Annotated in this window: 15 protein-coding genes; 7 read left to right on the top strand and 8 right to left on the bottom strand. The window is 69.7% G+C overall.

Going from position 1 to position 17,235, the window contains the following annotated elements; all coding sequences use genetic code 11:
- Nucleotides 1-34: 34 nt before the first annotated feature.
- Together IEY84_RS01575 and IEY84_RS01580 are read left to right on the top strand one after the other, a co-directional pair.
- Nucleotides 35-1,384: a PspC domain-containing protein gene (locus tag IEY84_RS01575; protein WP_183541581.1), complete on the top strand. Its 1,350-nt coding sequence runs from the start codon at nucleotides 35-37 to the stop codon at nucleotides 1,382-1,384.
- Nucleotides 1,381-1,635, top strand: a complete 255-nt coding sequence (locus IEY84_RS01580) for a hypothetical protein (RefSeq protein ID WP_183541584.1) — start codon at nucleotides 1,381-1,383, stop codon at nucleotides 1,633-1,635. The genes IEY84_RS01575 and IEY84_RS01580 overlap by 4 nt, the downstream gene beginning before the upstream one ends.
- Before the next feature lie 15 nt (nucleotides 1,636-1,650).
- On the opposite strand, the gene IEY84_RS01585 is transcribed toward IEY84_RS01580, so the two are convergent.
- The 3 genes from IEY84_RS01585 to IEY84_RS01595 form a co-directional block, all read right to left on the bottom strand.
- A complete protein-coding gene (locus tag IEY84_RS01585; RefSeq protein ID WP_183541586.1) occupies nucleotides 1,651-2,268 on the bottom strand; it encodes a TetR/AcrR family transcriptional regulator in 618 nt (205 codons plus the stop codon).
- Nucleotides 2,269-2,296: 28 nt separating this feature from the next.
- Nucleotides 2,297-3,175, bottom strand: coding sequence for a glycerophosphodiester phosphodiesterase family protein (locus IEY84_RS01590; RefSeq protein WP_183541588.1), 879 nt, complete (start codon nucleotides 3,173-3,175; stop codon nucleotides 2,297-2,299).
- 523 nt (nucleotides 3,176-3,698) lie between these two features.
- Entirely contained in the window at nucleotides 3,699-4,961 is a 1,263-nt protein-coding gene (locus tag IEY84_RS01595; protein ID WP_183541590.1) for an HNH endonuclease signature motif containing protein, read from the bottom strand.
- A 213-nt stretch (nucleotides 4,962-5,174) separates the two neighbouring features.
- Here IEY84_RS01595 and IEY84_RS01600 point away from each other — a divergent pair, with 213 nt between their 5' ends.
- On the top strand, nucleotides 5,175-6,353 hold the full coding sequence (locus tag IEY84_RS01600; protein WP_183541592.1) for an alpha/beta fold hydrolase: 1,179 nt from the start codon (nucleotides 5,175-5,177) through the stop codon (nucleotides 6,351-6,353).
- Nucleotides 6,354-6,376: 23 nt separating this feature from the next.
- Here the strand turns inward: IEY84_RS01600 and IEY84_RS01605 are convergent, their stop codons facing one another.
- The gene (locus IEY84_RS01605) at nucleotides 6,377-7,102 is read right to left on the bottom strand and encodes an acyltransferase (RefSeq protein WP_229788215.1); all 726 of its coding nucleotides are present in this window, start codon (nucleotides 7,100-7,102) and stop codon (nucleotides 6,377-6,379) included.
- A gap of 80 nt (nucleotides 7,103-7,182) precedes the next feature.
- Between IEY84_RS01605 and IEY84_RS01610 the strand changes: the two genes are divergently transcribed.
- Complete coding sequence (locus IEY84_RS01610; RefSeq protein ID WP_229788216.1) at nucleotides 7,183-8,922, top strand: ABC transporter ATP-binding protein; 1,740 nt, start codon at nucleotides 7,183-7,185, stop codon at nucleotides 8,920-8,922.
- Nucleotides 8,919-10,655 (top strand): ABC transporter ATP-binding protein, encoded by a 1,737-nt coding sequence (locus IEY84_RS01615; protein WP_183541598.1) that lies wholly within the window; start codon nucleotides 8,919-8,921, stop codon nucleotides 10,653-10,655. Before IEY84_RS01610 ends, IEY84_RS01615 begins: the two co-directional genes overlap by 4 nt.
- 16 nt (nucleotides 10,656-10,671) lie before the next feature.
- Here the strand turns inward: IEY84_RS01615 and IEY84_RS01620 are convergent, their stop codons facing one another.
- From IEY84_RS01620 to fgd, 4 genes are all read right to left on the bottom strand, one after another.
- Entirely contained in the window at nucleotides 10,672-11,247 is a 576-nt protein-coding gene (locus tag IEY84_RS01620) for a Uma2 family endonuclease (RefSeq protein WP_183541600.1), read from the bottom strand.
- A gap of 106 nt (nucleotides 11,248-11,353) precedes the next feature.
- On the bottom strand, nucleotides 11,354-12,136 hold the full coding sequence (locus IEY84_RS01625) for an SDR family NAD(P)-dependent oxidoreductase (protein WP_183541602.1): 783 nt from the start codon (nucleotides 12,134-12,136) through the stop codon (nucleotides 11,354-11,356).
- A gap of 98 nt (nucleotides 12,137-12,234) precedes the next feature.
- Nucleotides 12,235-13,209, bottom strand: coding sequence for an RNA polymerase subunit sigma-70 (locus IEY84_RS01630; protein ID WP_183541604.1), 975 nt, complete (start codon nucleotides 13,207-13,209; stop codon nucleotides 12,235-12,237).
- 158 nt (nucleotides 13,210-13,367) lie between these two features.
- A complete protein-coding gene (gene fgd, locus IEY84_RS01635) occupies nucleotides 13,368-14,372 on the bottom strand; it encodes a glucose-6-phosphate dehydrogenase (coenzyme-F420) (RefSeq protein ID WP_183541606.1) in 1,005 nt (334 codons plus the stop codon).
- 23 nt (nucleotides 14,373-14,395) lie between these two features.
- Here fgd and IEY84_RS01640 point away from each other — a divergent pair, with 23 nt between their 5' ends.
- Together IEY84_RS01640 and IEY84_RS01645 are read left to right on the top strand one after the other, a co-directional pair.
- A complete protein-coding gene (locus IEY84_RS01640) occupies nucleotides 14,396-15,436 on the top strand; it encodes an LLM class F420-dependent oxidoreductase (RefSeq protein ID WP_183541608.1) in 1,041 nt (346 codons plus the stop codon).
- 566 nt (nucleotides 15,437-16,002) lie between these two features.
- Nucleotides 16,003-17,184: a hypothetical protein gene (locus tag IEY84_RS01645; RefSeq protein WP_183541610.1), complete on the top strand. Its 1,182-nt coding sequence runs from the start codon at nucleotides 16,003-16,005 to the stop codon at nucleotides 17,182-17,184.
- Nucleotides 17,185-17,235: the final 51 nt, after the last annotated feature.

Here is a 17,235-nt window from a genome sequence, read left to right on the forward strand (position 1 = left end):
GGTCTGCGGCGGGAAGAGGAGTCAGAGTAGGGGTGTGACGATCCCGCCCGAGGCGCCGCTGCCTCCCACCCCGGAGCCGCCGCCTGTCTCCGAGAAGCGCACTCGCCCCAGTGGCGAGCAGCTGCGCAACCTCGGTGCCCTGCGGCGTACGACCCATGCCTCCCCGGAGGGACGGCACATCGCCGGTGTCGCGGGTGGGATCGCGCGCCATCTCGACGTCGACCCGCTCCTGGTGCGGGTGCTGCTGGTGGTGTCGGTCTTCTTCGGCGGGGCCGGCGGGATCGTGTACGTCGCCGCCTGGGTCCTGGCACCCGAGGAAGGTGCCGAGGACGGGCTGATCCCGGTCGGACCTCCCGCCCGCAACCTCCTGCTCTGGATCGCCGGCGGTATCGCGAGCATCTCGCTGCTCGGCGACGCGTTCGGCGACACCAGCATCCCCTGGTTCTGGCTCGCGGTGCTCGCGGTCGTCGCGCTCTGGTACGCCAACCGCGGCAAGCTGAGCGGCCGACGCAGCGGGCAGACCCCGCCGCCGCCCACCACGACTCCGTCGAGTCCTTCTTCGACCCCTTCTTCGGCCCCTTCTTCGAACCCGTCGCCGGCAACCGTACGCATGGACGCGCCTCCTGCTCCCACGCGCCACCTCCCGGCTCCGTGGCCGGCCGGCTCCTACGACCCTCAGGTGCCGATGGCGCCGGCCGGTCGCCGGCGCCCGCCGCTGCTGTTCGGCCGGGCCATCGCGGTGGCCGCCCTGGTGGTGGGTGTCCTCGGGCTCATCGATGTCGCCGACTGGGCTCACATCCCGACCAGCGCCTATCCGGCTGCGCTCCTGGCCGTCTTCGGTGGCTTCCTCGTGCTCGGCGCCTTCTGGGGCCGAGCGGGCGGGCTGATCTTCCTCGGGCTGCTGGCGCTGGCCGCGCTGCCGCTCACCATGATCGACCCGTCGAACATCCAGACCGGCAGCAGCGTCGAGTCGCACCCGCAGAGCGTCGCGGCTCTGGAGAGCTCCTATGTGGTCGACGCGGGCGCGATCGTCCTGGACCTGAGCGCCATCGACCCGAAGACCTTCGAGGGCCGGGATCTCGACATCAGCAGCTCGCTCGGCGAGATCACGGTGATCGTCCCCGACGACGCCACCGTCTCGGTGGAGGCCACGATCGATGCCCTCGGCGAGGCGCAGGTCTTCGACGAGACCCGCAGCGAAGCCGGCGGGTTCACCGTGGAGCGCACCCACGTCGCCGGTGAGACCGGCAGCAAGTCGGGCCTCGCCGACGACGCCGACCTCGAGCTGACCGCGTCGGCCGACCTCGGTGCGATCAACGTCTACGAGAAGAGCGACCCCCGAGCCGCACGCTTCGTCGAGCCGACCGAGAGGAGCACCCCATGAGCCAGGACTACGCCCCGCCCCGACGCTTTGAGGACGAGGCCCGGCCGCCGAAGCGCACCGGGCGCCACCCGGTCAACATCGGCCACCTGGTCATGGGCCTCGCCTTCCTCGTCTTCGTCGGCGTCTGGGCCCTGATCGCCAGCGACACCGTCGTCATCCACAGCATCGAGGACCTCCGCTGGCTCCTCCCGCTCCCCTGGATCGTCGGCGGCTCCGTCGGCCTGCTCGCCGCACTGCTCAGGAAGAGCTGACCCGCCCGGCCTCGGCTACGCGCTGGAGACCTCTCCGGTCCAGCGTCCGATGAGTTCGCCCTCGTGCGGGGGCGGGCCGGGGAGCCGGCGACTCGCAGCCTCGGCCCGCAGGCCGTCGCAGACGAGGACCAGGTAGCGGCGGCGCAGGGCGGCGCTGCGTACGTCGTCCCCTACGTCGAGGCGAGCGATCTGCTCGAGGAGCACGGTGATGTCGGCGCGGGTGACGTCGGGGCGGAGTATCCCGCTGCCGCGGGCGCCCCGCAGCAGCCGGTTGGTGGTGTCGACGGCGAGCCTGTCCAGGTCACGCAAGCCCTGGTCGAGCTCCACCTCGCCACGCAGCGCGAGGGTGAGCCGCGGGAGCCCGTCGTCGAGAACCTGGCTCAGGAAGCCGGTGAACGCGTGCCACGGGTCGTCGGTGTCGCTCAGCGCCGCCTCCGCGAAGGCGATGAAGCGGCGATAGTTGTCGGCGGCGACCGCACGCAGCAGCGCCTGCTTGTTGGCGTAGCGACGGTAGAGCCCAGCCACGCCCATCCCGGCCTCTTCGGCGACCGCGGCCATCGTCGCGTGGGGATCCCTGAGCAGGACCTCACGAGCTGCGATCAGGACCGCTCGGTCCGCGTTCAGGGGCGGCATGCCCACACCCTACGTGGGTACGCCCACCTCAGGCGGTCTGTGCCTGGGTGATGTCGGCCAAGGCCGCGATCGGCCGGTTCGGATAGTCGGCGAACACCCCGTCGACCCCTGCCTCGAAGAGGCGATCTGCCTGGTCACGCCCGGCTTTCAGGGTCCAGACGAAGACCTTCAGGCCATGCCGGTGGGCCTCGTCGGCCAAGCCGGTCGGTGCCTGTCCCTTCTTGCGGACCATCGATTTCTTGGGCCCGATGGCCTGGGCGTACGTCGCGATCTCCGCACAGTCGACCGCACCCCACTTCTTGTCGATCAGCTGCACCAGCGGAAGGTCGGTCCGGGTGCTCATCTCGCGCACCCAGGCCTCGTCGAAGCTCTGCAGCCAGAGCCGCTGAGTGGGCAGGCCCGGGAGGCTGTTCCAGGCATCGACGCCGTGGTCGGTCAAGGTCTGCAGAAGGACCTCGGTGACGGGCAGGCCGATGGAGGCGAAGTACGTCGGGTGCTTGACCTCCACGTGCAGCCCCACCCGCCGTCCGCGGCGCTGCGACTCGTCGGCGACGAGGAGCAGCAGCGTGTCCAGAGTGATGATCGGCTGGCTCGTCGTCGGCGCCCCCAGGGTGAGCAGCTCGGGGAACGTGAAGTCCTCGGTGAACCACCCCGTCCACTTCTTGCCGCTGACGACCTTGGTCGTACGCCGCTCCGCGAATTCCTCGTGCGAGGCCACGTCCGTCGTGCGGCTGAGCTCGTTCTCGTGCCGCAGCACCATCACGCCGTCCTTGGTCATCACGACGTCGGTCTCGAGCGCGTCCACCCCCTGGCGCAGGGCCAGACGGTAGGACTCCAGGGAGTGCTCCGGCAGATAGCCGGGTGCTCCGCGATGGCCGATCACAAGAGGGCGGTGGGCCGATGCCATGACGCCAGCGTGCGTGCCGGTGGCGACTCCGCGGCGGGCGGAATGTGAATAGGACATTACGAGCGGCGGGCTGTTTCAGATCGAGGCCTCTTGTCCACCGATGGTCGAGCTCACCCACCGGTGGTCGAGCTTGTCGAGACCACCCATGCGTCACGGTCGTCTCTGAGAGGCCTGCCTCGTCCGGGGTAGACCTCTTGTCAGATCCCTGCTGCGGTCGGCTGAGCGGCTTGGGTGCCTGTCCGGGGGCCGTAGGGCGGGTGGGGCCGATACCGGGCTTGGGTTGGGCAGTTTTAGAAGCAAAGTGTCCGGGCTGGGTGCCATGTGGCTGTCTTGTGGACTTCCAGCCTTGCCTTGGGGTTGCGTCGGGATATCTGTCCCTGACCGGGTTTGAGAGGTGAGTGCGTACGCAGGTCGCGAGTGTGTCTTGCGGGGTCAGGCCGCGTCGTCGTGGCCGACGTCGTTCACCGCTTCGGGGACGGGCATGTCGGTGATGTCGGTTGTGCCCTCGGGGCTGGTGAGGAACTCATAGCCGTGTGGGGATCGCCACCGGTAACGCCCCGGGGCCGAGGCGTTCATATGACCATCCGAGGTGGGTCTTGGCGCGGTGATGTCGTCGGCACAGGCAGGTCAGGTTCGAGGTGGTGGTCTTCCCGCCCTGGTCGTAGGGGATGCGGTGGTCGAGGTCGCAGTTCTCGGCCTTCACCTGGCAGTTGGGGAAGGCGCAGGTCTGGTCGATGAGCTGGACCTGGGTCCGCAACCGAGCCGTAGGGGTGTAGCTCTCGGTGGTGATCTCCTCGTTGAGGTCGATCACCGTCATCGGCTTGATGACCACCCCCGGCAACGATGCCCACCGGTCCAATTGTTCGATGGTGGCCAGGCCATGAGTGCTCCCGATGCGGATGAGGCCGGTGGTGGCCAGGTCTCGGGTGTCGGTGTGGATCTTCAGATCGATCACCCGGCCCTGGCCGGGAAGAGCGTCTACGGCCGAGGTGCCGGTGTTGTAGGCCCGGGCCAGGACTCCCAGGGCGGCGGCGCGGCGGGCGTCGAGGGACAAGTCGGCGGTGGCCTCGTGGTCGAGCAGACCGTGGGCGATCGAAGCGACCGCCATCTCGAGATCGAGCGCATCAGCAGCATCCAGGGTCGCGGTGATCTCGGCAGTCGCCCCGGCGGCTTGGCCTTGTTCAGCACCGACCGGGGGCAGGAACAGGCTCGGGTTGGTGTCGATGTCACAGCGGCGATAGTCGACAGCCTCTTCGGCGATCGCCGCAGCCAGGTCGGGCTCGAACAGCGCCGCGGCCTCCTTCACGGTCCGCTCCAATTGGGTGATCCCGATCTTGTGAGCATGCGCAGCGACCTGACAATCGACCCAGGCGGCGACCTCGGGGTCCAGGTGACGGGTGACGTCAGCGACCCGGCGCGCCCGCCACGCCGCCAGGGTGCCGTCCAGGATCCGGGCCCAGGTCCGGGGCAGCCGCCAGGCCAGCTCGACAGCGTCGGCGAGATACTTCCGGCCGGTGTAGGTCGAATACCCCAGCACCGCAGCGAACTCGACCACCGCAGCCTCGGAGACCATCGGCGCACCAGGCCCGGTCAACAAGACCGCCCGATCGCCGTAGGAGTCGACCTCCAGGACCGCTGCCTCGCCGATGGTCGTGACGACGTTCGCCGCTGCGTACTTCGCCGCAAGAATCAGGGTCTCGCGGGCAGCCTGGTCCTCGACCGCACGCGAGGCCCGCACCGCGGCCAGCAGGCCGGGCGAGGACTCGGGTTCGAGCGAGGTTTCCATGCCCATATGCTACCAAGTTCGCATGTTATGAACCCCGAGATCCAACGACGTTTTCGCAGATCAACGGGCCTTTTGGTGCCGCCGACCGGATGGTGCCAGCCGGTGACGTCTCGATCTCCACAAGTGCCTGTGCGAGCCGCCAAGAGCGGGCGCTCGAGCCTGGGTTGTCGATTCATTTGACCTGAACCGAGGTCCAGGTCCGAGGCTTGCACCATGAGCGAGCAGGAAATGCAGTTCGGCATCGGCGAGGTCGCGGCGCGTACCGGCCTCGAACCCGACACGCTGCGGTACTTCGAGCGGCAGGGGATCGTGCCCGCCCCTCGGCGCGACGTCTCAGGGCGCCGTCAGTACGTTGCGGCCGACGTCGACTTGATCCGCATGCTGGTCCACCTGCGCGAGACCGGGATGCCGCTGGCCGACATCGCGCAGTTCACCGGGGCCGACACCGAGGTCACCGACCCGTCGCGGTTGCGGTTGGAGCTGCTCACCGCGCATCGCCGTCGCGTCGAGGATCGCCGCGAGGCGTTGGACCGGGCCCTCGAGGTGATCAGTCGCAAGATCGCGGACTACTCCGATCAAGCGACCGGCTCGCTGAACATCCTGAAGCGGCCAGACACGGAGATCACCTACAGCGTCCAGGGGAAGGGGCCGCTGCTCTTCCTGGTGGGAGCGCCGGCAGGGCGAGCTGGGTTCGCGGCTCTCGCGGGAGAGCTGGCGGACCAGTTCACCGTCGTCACCCATGATCCTCGCGGCATCGGGGCCAGTCGCGTGACGCCTGGAATGGCTGCGCCGACGCCCGAGGTCCTCGCTGGAGACCTTGCTGCACTGGTCGACGCGTTCACTGGCGCGCCGGCGCTCTTCGTAGGTACGAGCGGTGGAGCCGTGACCCTTCTCGAACTGGCCACGCAGCATCCCGACCTCATCGGATCGGCCGTGCTGCACGAGCCGCCCCTGATCACTCTCCTGGGCGATGCCACCCTCGCCGATCGAGCGGCGGCCGCGTTCGCCGTCGCGACGACTGATCCCCAGCAAGCCGTGCAGGCGTTCTTCGATCTCAGCGGCGCCGCCCACCACACCGGCAAGGATCAGATGCCTCCCGCGCACATCGAGCTGCCGGCGCTACCGTCCGAGGAGCTCGACAAGAACCGCTACTTCCTCGGTCAGATGGCCGGCCCCAGCGTCTTCTACGAGCCCGACATCGAGGCCGTACGTCGAGCCCGGTTGACCGTGTGCGCCGGCTCCTCGAGCCATCACCAGATGGCGCGTCGGGCGTCCCACGCCCTCGCCGCTCTGCTGTGTCAGCCGTTGATCGACATGCCCGGCAACCACGTGGGCGCCAGTGCGGTTCCCGCGGAGTTCGCTCGCGCTCTCGTGCCGCTGCTCGATCTCTGACCAGGTCGAATGCACGACAGGGATCAGGGGGTGTCGTCGCCGGACCAGACGACGTTCTCGCGGATGAGCCGGGCGGGGACGCCGGCGACGGCCGTACGCGGCTCGACCTTCTGGTTGCGGACCATGCTGCGCATGCCGACGACGGCGCCGTCGCCGATCTCGGCGTGGCCGGTGACGATGGCGTCGCGGCCGAGCCAGACGTGCTCGCCGAAGCGAATGTGAGCCCCGAACGGATTGATGCGCTGACCGGTCTCACCGTCCTCGAGCCGGTGCATGTCGTCGGTGGCGACGTAGACGTTGGCGGCCCAGAGCTGGTCGGGCGCGGCGACGATCGAGCCGCCGTTGCGGGCGTCGATCTGCGCGCGCGAGGTGGCGACGAGGCCACCGGAGAGGACCACCGAGGAGCCGCCGCCGCAGTAGATCTCGCCCCAGACCATGCTGGTGTTCGGGCCGATGAAGATGGTCGGCGAGTCGCCACCGACCAGGAGCGCCTGCATCGAGGTGATGTCGGTGGCCACCACGATCAGCGCGTCGGAGAACGGGTAGAAGCCGAGCAGGTCGATCAGTCGCACATCGAGCGGATAGCCGTCGCGCAGGTAGAGCGCGTTGCCACCCTCGTGCCACCACTCCGGCAGCGGCCCGGTGATCTCGCTCAGCTCGAGCCCGACGAGCACCTCCGGCGCGAGCCCTGCGGCGATGAGCCGCTCCCGATGCACATCGGTGAGCCGCTCACCCCTGGTCCATGACATGCCGCGAACCATAACCCGCACGGCGCGGTCGCCAGGAAAACAGTTCGCTACCGCACCCCGGAATGCTGATAATCGACCAGGTGCGCAGACTCCCTCTCGACCATCCCGGGGTCGCGGACCATCGGTCCCCCGGCAGCTTCCTGTGGTGGATGGCGAGGAAGCAGTGGGACACACTGCTCGGCGGCATGTTCTTCGGGGTCGTCTGGATGAGCGCCCAGGCCGTGATGCCGCTGGTGATCGGTCGAGCGATCGACGAGGGCGTGGCCACCAAGGACGTCCCCACGCTGGCGACCTATGCGGCCGTGCTGCTCGGTGTCGGTCTCGTTCAGGCCGTCGCGGGGATCGTTCGCCACCGGTTCGCGGTGACCAACTGGCTGACGGCCGCCTACCGGGTGGTGCAGCTGGTGACTCGACAGTCCGTACGTCTCGGCGCCTCGCTCCCCCGCAAGGTCTCGACCGGCGAGGTCGCCGCGATCGGCACCTCCGACCTGTCCCACATCGGGCAGGTCATGGACGTCTCGGCCCGGTTCGCCGGCGCGGTGGTCTCCTTCTTCGTCGTCGCCGTCGTCCTGCTGCAGACCTCGGTCACGCTCGGACTGGTGGTGCTGGTCGGCGTACCCCTTGTCGTGCTCCTCGTCGGCCCGCTCCTCTCGCCGCTGCAGAAGGTCTCGGCCGACCAGCGACACCTGATGGGCGAGCTGTCCAACACCGCCTCCGACATCGTCGGCGGCCTGCGGGTGCTGCGCGGGATCGGTGGCGAGGACGTCTTCAGCGCGCGTTACCGACGGCAGTCGCAGGACGTACGCCACGCCGGGGTCCGCGTCGCCCGGCTGCAGTCGGTGCTCGACGCGATGCAGATCCTGCTGCCCGGACTGTTCGTCGTCGCCGTGGTGTGGCTCGGCGCGCGGATGGCGGTCGCGGGCGAGATCACCGCGGGACAGCTGGTCGCGTTCTACGGCTACGCCGCGTTCCTGATGCTGCCGCTGCGGACGGTCGTCGAGTACGCCAACAAGCTCATCCGCGCCCGGGTCTCGGCCAAGCGGATCATCAAGGTCCTCGCGCTGGACCCCGACAACGCCTCCCTCGACTCGCTGCTGCCGGTGCCCCCGGAAGGGTCCGAGCTGCGCGACGACGCCTCCGGGCTGCGCATCGAGCCGGGCCTACTGACCGCGCTGGTCTCCGAGCAACCCGACGACACCTCCCACCTCGCCGACCGGCTCGGTCGGATGTCGCCCGACGACCCGACAGACCGGTCGGTCACCCTCGGCGGGGTTCCTCTTCTCGACCTCCCGCTGGACGATGTACGCCGCAGGATCATCGTCTCCGACACTGGCACCCAGCTCTTCTCGGGCGCGCTCGGCGAGGTCCTCGACGTCACCGGCCGGGCGGGCCGTGGCGGAGCCGAAGCAGCCGTGCACACCGCGTCGGCGGAGGACATCCTGGAGGCCCTCCCCGACGGCTACCGCGCGCAGGTCTCCGAGCGCGGTCGCAGCCTCTCCGGCGGCCAGCGGCAACGGCTGACGCTGGCCCGCGTGCTCACCGTCGACCCCGAGATCCTGGTCCTCGTCGAGCCGACCTCCGCGGTCGACGCGCACACCGAGGCGCGGATCGCCTCGCGCCTGTGTGCCCACCGCGCCGGGCGTACGACGGTGGTCACCACGACCAGTCCGCTGCTGCTCGACACCGCAGATGTCGTCGTCCTCCTCGAGGACGGGAAGGTCACCGCCACCGGCACGCACCATGAGCTCATGGAGAGCTGCCCCGGCTACCGCCGGGTGGTCGTGCGAGACGTACAGGACGTACAGGAGGTCACCTCGTGACGACCGCGCTCCCGGTGGCGACGGACAAGGACGTCCGCGCCTATGTCGCCACCCTGGCCCGCCGCCACCCGCGGATGCTCTGGGGTGCGCTGAGCCTGCACCTGCTCGCCGCAGGCGCCGCGCTGGCACCGCCACGGTTGATCGGCGACCTCGTCGAGTCGGTCGAGACCGGCACGACGACCGGGCACGTCGACCTCCTGCTCGCGCTGCTGGCCGGGTTCCTCGTGGTCCAGGTGCTGCTCACCCGCTATGCCCGGTTCCTCTCCCAGGTCCTCGGCGAGCAGGTGCTGGCCGAGCTGCGCGAGGAGTTCGTCGAGAACACCCTGGCGCTGCCGCTGGGCACGGTCGAGGACGCCGGCTCCGGCGACCTGCTGACCCGCACCGGCCGCGACGTCGACCAGCTCAACTGGTCGATCCGCTACGCCCTGCCGGAGTGGACGATCGCCTGCCTGACCGCGGTCGCGACGCTCGTCGCCGCCCTCACCGTCGGCTGGTGGGTAGTACTGCCGTGCCTGCTCGGCGTGCCCGCGCTCGCGATCGGGCTGCGCTGGTACCTCCGCCGCGCCAAGGGCGGCTATCTGCGCGAGTCGGCGACCTACTCGCAGATCAACTCGACGCTCACCGAGACGGCCGAGGGGTCGCGTACGGTCGAGGCGCTCGGCCTCCAGCGCGCCCGGATCGAGGCCGCCGACGCCGACATCGCGACCTCGTTCCGTGCCGAGCGCTACACGCTGTTCCTGCGTACGGTCTTCTTCCCGGCGATGGAGATCTCCTACCTCGTCCCCACGGTCGCCACGCTGCTGTTCGGCGGCTGGCTCTACACCCAGGGGGTCTGCTCGCTCGGCGATGTGACCGCGGCGACGCTCTATGTCCAGATGCTGATCGACCCCGTCAACCGGATCGTCTCGATCCTCGACGAGCTGCAGATGGGCAACACGTCCCTGGCTCGCCTGCTCGGCGTCGCGCACGTCCCCGACGACCGGGTCGCCACCGGCGCCGAGCCCGCCGACGAGAAGATCGCCGCGTCCGAGGTGACGTTCTCCTACGTCGAGGGCCGCGACGTCCTCCACGGCATCTCGATGGACATCGGGGTCGGCGAGCGGGTGGCCATGGTCGGGCCCTCCGGCGCCGGCAAGTCGACGCTCGGGCGGCTCCTCGCCGGCATCCACCCGCCGGGCTCGGGAGCCGTGACGGTCGGCGACGTGCCGCTGGTCGACCTCCCGCTCGACGATCTGCGCGGCCACGTCGCACTGGTCACCCAGGAGCACCACGTCTTCGCGGGGACCGTGCGCGACAACCTGGTGCTGGCGCGTCCAGGGGCCTCGGACACGGACGTGCTCGACGCCCTGGCGGCGGTGGACGCCCGCGAATGGGTCGCGGCGCTCCCGGAGGCGCTGGACACCGAGGTCGGCTCCGGCGGCCGTGCCCTGACCGCACCCCAGGCCCAGCAGATCGCCCTCGCCCGGCTCGTCCTCGCCGATCCGCACACCCTGGTGCTGGACGAGGCGACCTCGCTGATCGACCCCCGCGCCGCCCGGCACCTGGAGCGGTCGCTGGCCGCGGTGCTGGAGGGACGTACGGTCATCGCGATCGCCCACCGGCTCTTCTCCGCCCACGACGCCGACCGCGTCGCCGTGGTCGAGGGCGGCCGGATCACCGAGTTCGGCCCGCACGACGAGCTCGTCGCCGCTCGCGGGTCCTATGCGAAGCTCTGGGACTCCTGGCGCACCTGACCGGCCTCGTTGCTGGCTAAGTCGCAGGGAGCAACTCGTGGAGGTCGACCTCGATCGTGCCGTGCTCGCCTACGGTCACCGTGCCGCTCGGCCGCTCTTCGGTCAGCAGCAGCAGCTCGTCCCAACCGCCGCTGCTGCTGTCGTAGATGCCAAGGGTGCGGGCGACCGGGTCGAGGAGCCAATATTGGCCAACGCCGGCTCGGACGTATTCGTTCGCCTTCACGACGGTGTCCTGCCCCTGCGTGGACGGGGACAGCACCTCGACAAGCACCACCACGGCGCCTTCGATCTCGCGCGCGTCGGTCTCGTAGGTGAGCAGCATGAAGTCCGGGATCCGCACCTTGTTGGGCGCCACCCGGTAGTAGGTCTCCGCGTGCCCGAACAGCCCGGGAAGCACCTTGTCGAAGAAGATCCCGAGCTTGATCTGAGATCGTCCATGAGCCGGTGTCGGCGGCATCAGCGACCACACCGCCCAGCCGTCGACCCATTCGGCCTTCGGCTTCTCCGGAAGCGCGAGCCACTCCTCGTAGGACATCCGCTCGCGGTGCATGCCGCCGACCTCGACGACCTGGTGCTCGGCGTCGACGGACATGGCACCTCCAACCTGTTGTGCGAACACACGATCAACTCCTGTCATTGTGCGTGCTCGCCGTCCTCAGAACAATCACATCATCGAGCACCGACAGTTCGGGACCCGCTCAGCTGGGATACATCCCGCTGCTCACGTTGAGCCAGGTGCCGGTGATCGCGCCCGCGCCGTCGGACGCGAGGAAGGCCGCGGTGTCGGCGACCTCCTTCAGCCGCGGCGACCGCTTGGTCATCCGCATGTCGTCGAGGTTCGTCCGGATCCCATCCAGGGCCTCCTCCGGGAGCCGCGTGCCGAGGACCCGCTCGAACTTCTCCGCGGTGAAGGTCTCGGTGATCCCGGCAGTCCAGATCCCCACGACGCGTACGCCGGAGGGTCCGACCTCCGCGGCCAGGTCCCGCATCAGCGCGTCGAGCGCCCCGTCGGCAGCGCTGGTCCCGCCCATGCCGGGCGCGGAGCCGCGGGCGGAGCCGGAGTCGAGGGCGAGCACGACCCCGCGGCCCTGCGAGACCATCTGCCGGGCGGCTGCGCGGGCGGTGTGGAAGGAGCCGGCGATGCCGCGTACGACGGGCTGGGTGTAGTCGGCGGCCGAGATCTCCAGCAGGGCCTGCCCCTGGATGTCGCCGCGGTCGGCGACGTTGAAGGAGATGTCGAGCGAGCCGGTCTCCTCGACGACCCGCTCGACGAAGGCGACCACGGCGGCCTCGTCGAGGACGTCGACCACGCCGTGGCCGGCCGCGCCGACCTCCTCGGCCTTGGCCGCGAGCGTGGCCTCCGTGCGGCCGGCGAGGTAGACCTTGGCGCCGGCCCCGGCGAGGGCCTTGGCGGTCGTCGAGCCGATGTCGCCCGCGCCGCCCCAGACGATGGCGGTGCGGTCATGGAGCTGTGCGTTCATGGTGTCTCCTGGAGCTGTCCTCGCGCACCTGGTGTGCGTGATCTGCCCGTTAGGACGTACGCGAGACCGCCGACTCATCGGGTCAGCGCGAACTTTCTTCAGGAGAGCGCCTGCGGGAGTCCGAAGGCAGGGAACAGATGCGGTTCGAAGGTGGTGATCTGGGCGACCCTGCCACCGACGACCCGGAGCACGTCGAGCACCTGCGGACGGTAGATCGTGGTGCCCGGCCGGCGTACGTAGCCGGCGACCGCCGGCATCCGGTTGGCGGCCGCCGGGATGAAGCACCACTCACCCAGGTAGGTCGGCGAGGACGGGTCGAGGTTGGGCAGCACGAAGTCCAGGAGCGCCTGGCGGGTGGAGAACCAGAACGGGTTCGGCGGCATCGTCAGCACGGCATCGCTGGTCAGCAGGTCGGCGATGCCCTCACGCCAGTTGCTCTCCCCCGCCGCGATGTAGGCGTCGATGACCTTGCGTTCCTCCTCGGTCGGCCCCTCGGTGCGCCAGGTCGACCGGTCCTCGGGCAGGTGCCGGCGCAGCGCCGGCTTGGCCCGCTGCAGCAACGAGTTCACCGTGGCGACGGTGACGTCGAGCGCGGCCGCGGTGTCCGCAGCCGACCAGCCGAGCACCTCGCGGAAGACGAACACCGCCCGCTGCTGCGGGGTCAGATGCTGGATCGCGGTCAGGAAGACCAGCTCGATCGTCTCCCGTGCGACCGCCTCGTCCTCCGGTCGTTCGGGCTCCAGCAGGGCGTCGGGGAACGGCTGCAGCCACTCCAGCAGCTCCGGGGGCTCACCGGTGCCGTGGTCGAACCCTGGCAGCGGGGCGTACGTCTTCGGGCGCCGCTCGTTGCGGCGCAGGAAGTCGAGGCAGGTGTTCGTCGCGATCCGGTAGAGCCATCCCCGGACCGCCTCCGGGTCGGTCAGCTGGTCGCGGCGCTCCCACGCCTTGACCATCGTCTCCTGGACCAGGTCCTCGGCCTCGTCGAAGCTGGCCACCATCCGGTAGCAGTGCACCCTCAGCTCGCGTCGGTGCTTCTCGGCAGCGTCCACGAACGGGTCGACCATCACGCTCATGGGTGGTGAGCGTAGGGCCTGTCAGCCACACCGGCGACGAAATCGGCAACCGATCTCAAACAGGTGCAACACAACTCGTCCACGCGACGTATGGCGTTACGTGGGGCGGTCCTCCCAGGGCCCCGGCTTGAGTCTGCCGGCCGGGGTCCTGGTTCTGCTCAGACCAGAGCCCGAAGCTTCGGCAGGATCTCCTCGCCGTAGAGCTTGAGGAACTTCGCCTGGTCCGGGCCCGGGGCGTGGAAGACCAGGTGGGTGAAGCCCATGTCGAGGTATTCCTTGATCCGGGCGACGTGCTCGTCGGGGTCGGTCGAGACGATGAACCGCTTGGCGGTCGCCTCGGTCGGGAGCGCGTCGGCGAGACGCTGCATCTCGACCGGGTCCTCGACGGAGTGCTTCTGCTCGGGGGTGAGGCCGAGGGCGCCCCAGAAGCGGGTGGCCTCCATCGCCTGCTCCAGGTCGTGGTCGAAGGAGACCTTGACCTCGATCATCATGTCGACGTCCTCCGGCTTGCGCTCGGAGAGCTCGATGCCGGTCCGTACGGCTGGGAGCAGGGTGTCGGTGTAGAGCTCGGCGCCCTTGCCGGAGGTGGTGATGTAGCCGTCACCGGCACGGCCGGCGTACTTCGTGGCGGCCGGGCCCGAACCCGCCAGGTAGATCGGGACCGGGGTCGACGGCTTGTCGTAGATGGTCGCCCGGTCGAGCTGGTAGTAGTCGCCCTCGAAGGTGACCCGGTCCTCGGACCAGAGCTTCTTGATCACCCGGACGGCCTCGCGGAACCGGGCGAAGCGCACCTTGCCCTCGGGCCACTCCACACCCAGCGGCGCCTCGTTCATCGCCTCACCGGTGCCCATCCCGAGCACGACGCGGTCGGGAAAGAGGGAGCCGAGGGTCGCGAAGGACTGCGCCACGATCGCGGGGTGGTAGCGGAACGTCGGGGTGAGCACGGACGTCCCCATGGTGATCCGCTCCGTGCGTGCACCGAGCGCACCCAGCCACGTCATGGCGAACGGCGCATGCCCGCCGTCGTGCCGCCAGGGCTGGAGATGGTCGGAGATGAAGACCGAGTCGAAACCCTGCTCCTCCGCCATCACGCCGTAGTTCAGCAGCTCCGTGGGTGCGAACTGCTCGTTGGACGCCTTGTATCCGAACCTGATCTCCGTCACACGATCACGGTAGCCTCATCGGCATGAAGCTTGCGATGCCCCTGACCTACTTCGGCAACCCGCGCGAGACCGCAGACCAGGTCGTCGGCCTGGAGAAGGCGGGCCTCGACCAGCTCTGGGTCGCCGAGCCGTACGGCTTCGACGCGGTCTCTCTGCTCGGCTACCTGGCCGCCAAGACCGAGACCGTCGAGCTCGGCGCGGGCATCCTCAACATCTACAGCCGTACGCCGGGAGCGCTGCTCCAGACCGCGGCCGGCCTCGACAACGTCTCCGAAGGCCGCGCGATCCTCGGCCTGGGCGCGAGCGGGCCGCAGGTCATCGAGGGCTTCCACGGGGTGGCGTACGACAAGCCGTTGACGCGCACCCGCGAGATCATCGGCCTGCTGCGCGCCGGGCTGCGCGGCGAGCGGCTGCAGAGCGACGGGCTCTACAAGCTCCCCCTGCCCGCCGACCAGGGCACCGGCCTCGGCAAGCCGCTCAAGCTGCTCAACAAGCCCGAGCGCCCCGACACTCCGCTGTGGGTGGCCGCGCTGGGTGACAAGAACGTCGCGATGACCGCCGAGGTCGCCGACGGCTGGCTGCCGTTCCAGTTCCTGCCGGACAAGGCCCGCGACGTCTGGGGCGAGGCCATCGACAAGGGTCTGGCCAAGCGCTCCTCCGACCTGAAGCCGCTGGAGATCTCCGCCGGCGGTCTGCTCGCGATCACCGACGACCCCGACGAGGCCAAGCGTCACCGCGACACGATGCGCGGCCTGATCGCGCTGTACGTCGGCGGCATGGGCGCACGCGGCAAGAACTTCTACAACGACATGGCGGTCAAGTACGGCTTCGAGGCCGAGGCCAAGAAGATCCAGGACCTCTATCTCGACGGGCACAAGCGGGACGCCGAGGCCGAGGTGCCCGAGGCCTGGCTCGAGGCCGGGAACCTGGTCGGTCCGGAGTCGTTCGTCAGGGAGCGGATCGCGGCGTTCAAGGAGGCCGGCGTGACCAGCCTGCAGGTGACTCCGGCCTTCGGCACCGATGCGCTTGCGTCGATCGCCCAGGTCAAGGAGTGGCTGGCCTGACGCCTGCCGCCCCCGGTGAGCGGCGCACCTCCCTCGGCGACATCATCTGGCCGAGCAGGCTCGCCCGCCGGTGAATGAACGTTCATTCACCGGTAGATCCGCGAACGAACGTTCATTCACCAGCTCACCCGCGAACGAACGTTCGTTCACCAGCAGACGCGGCTGGTCCGAGACCGAGGCGAGGCCCCGAGATCCGCGCCGGTACTGACCGCTCGGCTGCGAATTCGGCGAAGTGTCTTTACGATGTGCGTACGACTCGGGTCGCTCGGCCCGGTCGCTCCACTTCACTGACATGCGGGGCGTGCGACATGGGGCCAGACGACCAGGACAAGACGAGACCGGGCACGCCGCGGCCGACCCCGCCTCCGGCGCCTGAGCCGGCGAACCCGGTCGACCCGGACGCGACCCGGATCCCCGGCTCGAGCCCCGCACCGCCTCCGCCGCCGACACCTGCCGCAACGCCGCCACCCCCTCCGCCGCCACCGTCGTCTCCGCCGCCTTCCGGACCGCCGACCCAGCCGCCGCCTTCCCAGCGGCCGACGACACCGCCCCCGCCACCACCCACGATGGCGATGCCGGTGGCGGCGGCCGGCGGCTACGGGCCGCCTCCGGGACAGCCGCCGGCTGCGTACGCCTCGGGTTATGGTCTACCGCCGCACCATCAGCCGAAGAAGAGCAACAAGGGGTTGCTGATCGGGCTGGGTGCCGCGGGCGCGGTGGTGCTCGTCGCGCTGCTCGGCACGGGTGCGTGGGCGTTCTTCACCGGGCGACTCGGGTTCGGACCGCTGAGCGCCGAGGACGAGAAGGCGGTGGTCGCGATCGCCGCAGACGCCCCGAAGCCGGCCTGGGCCACCGACGGCGACGCAAAGTGCGCCGCCGAGCAGCTGGTCAAGGACGAGCGCAGCGACGCCCTGAGCAAGGCCGGGCTGATCAAGGTCACCGGGGAGACGGTGACCTATACCGGCGCCTGGCGCGGGCCGCAGGCGACGGCGTACTCCGAGGGTCTGCTCTCCTGCTCGGGCGACTGGAGCAAGACGATCGGCAAGGAGTGGGCCCTGGCCGACACCGACTGCCTCGGCGACGTGGACGAGACCGCGATGGCCGGACTGATCGCCACCCAGACCATGGAGATCGAGGACGCCGGCGTCACCAAGCAGGCCGACAAGGCGGTCTCGGCGCTGGACGAGTGCTACGCGAGCGACGAGCTCACCACACCGACTGCGACCGCGACTCCCGCTGTGCTCGGCGTCGACTTCTCGGTCGAGGCGCCTGCCGTCGAGGGCAGCGAGGTCATCCTGCGGGCGAAGTCCGCCGATTCCTCGGAGTGGAAGCCGGTGACCAACGGCAAGGTCAGCATCCCCGTCCGTGAGGGCGGCCAGGAGGGCTGCGCCACCTTCGAGGCCTCGATCAGCTACCCGTGGGGCACCACCAAGACCAGCGAGGACGAGGCCTGCGGCAAGGCGAAGGACCGACGGCTGTGGTGGACGAAGGACAAGTCGTGCGCCCAGCCGAGGTACGCCCCGTGCAACTCCTGGACGCTCCACTACGAGGGCTACGAGCTCCTCTCCAGCGTCACGATCAAGCTGAAGCTCAACGGCGGCGACTGCCGCTCCGCCTCCGGATCGTGCTCGGACCGAGCCTTCGTCACCAAGCCGAGCGGCACCTGGACCAACTGGACCGCACCGAAGGGTTGGAAGGATCGGTTCACCGCCGAGGTCGACGGGCTGACCGCCCGATTGCCCAACTAGGACCCAGGCATTTGGACACACATTCCGTCTCGTCCGTGGCGTTGCCGCACG

It is taken from the genome of Nocardioides albus (assembly GCF_014648255.1).
Classification (GTDB): domain Bacteria; phylum Actinomycetota; class Actinomycetes; order Propionibacteriales; family Nocardioidaceae; genus Nocardioides; species Nocardioides albus.

Excerpts from the sequence above, each read along its gene's own strand:
- IEY84_RS01580 (WP_183541584.1), top strand. The coding sequence starts at position 1,381 with ATGAGCCAGGACTACGCCCCGCCCCGACGCTTTGAGGACGAGGCCCGG.
- IEY84_RS01585 (WP_183541586.1), bottom strand. The coding sequence starts at position 2,268 with ATGCCGCCCCTGAACGCGGACCGAGCGGTCCTGATCGCAGCTCGTGAG.
- IEY84_RS01590 (WP_183541588.1), bottom strand. The coding sequence starts at position 3,175 with ATGGCATCGGCCCACCGCCCTCTTGTGATCGGCCATCGCGGAGCACCC.
- IEY84_RS01595 (WP_183541590.1), bottom strand. The coding sequence starts at position 4,961 with ATGGAAACCTCGCTCGAACCCGAGTCCTCGCCCGGCCTGCTGGCCGCG.
- IEY84_RS01600 (WP_183541592.1), top strand. The coding sequence starts at position 5,175 with ATGAGCGAGCAGGAAATGCAGTTCGGCATCGGCGAGGTCGCGGCGCGT.
- IEY84_RS01605 (WP_229788215.1), bottom strand. The coding sequence starts at position 7,102 with ATGTCATGGACCAGGGGTGAGCGGCTCACCGATGTGCATCGGGAGCGG.
- IEY84_RS01620 (WP_183541600.1), bottom strand. The coding sequence starts at position 11,247 with ATGTCCGTCGACGCCGAGCACCAGGTCGTCGAGGTCGGCGGCATGCAC.
- IEY84_RS01625 (WP_183541602.1), bottom strand. The coding sequence starts at position 12,136 with ATGAACGCACAGCTCCATGACCGCACCGCCATCGTCTGGGGCGGCGCG.
- IEY84_RS01630 (WP_183541604.1), bottom strand. The coding sequence starts at position 13,209 with ATGAGCGTGATGGTCGACCCGTTCGTGGACGCTGCCGAGAAGCACCGA.
- IEY84_RS01640 (WP_183541608.1), top strand. The coding sequence starts at position 14,396 with ATGAAGCTTGCGATGCCCCTGACCTACTTCGGCAACCCGCGCGAGACC.
- IEY84_RS01645 (WP_183541610.1), top strand. The coding sequence starts at position 16,003 with ATGGCGATGCCGGTGGCGGCGGCCGGCGGCTACGGGCCGCCTCCGGGA.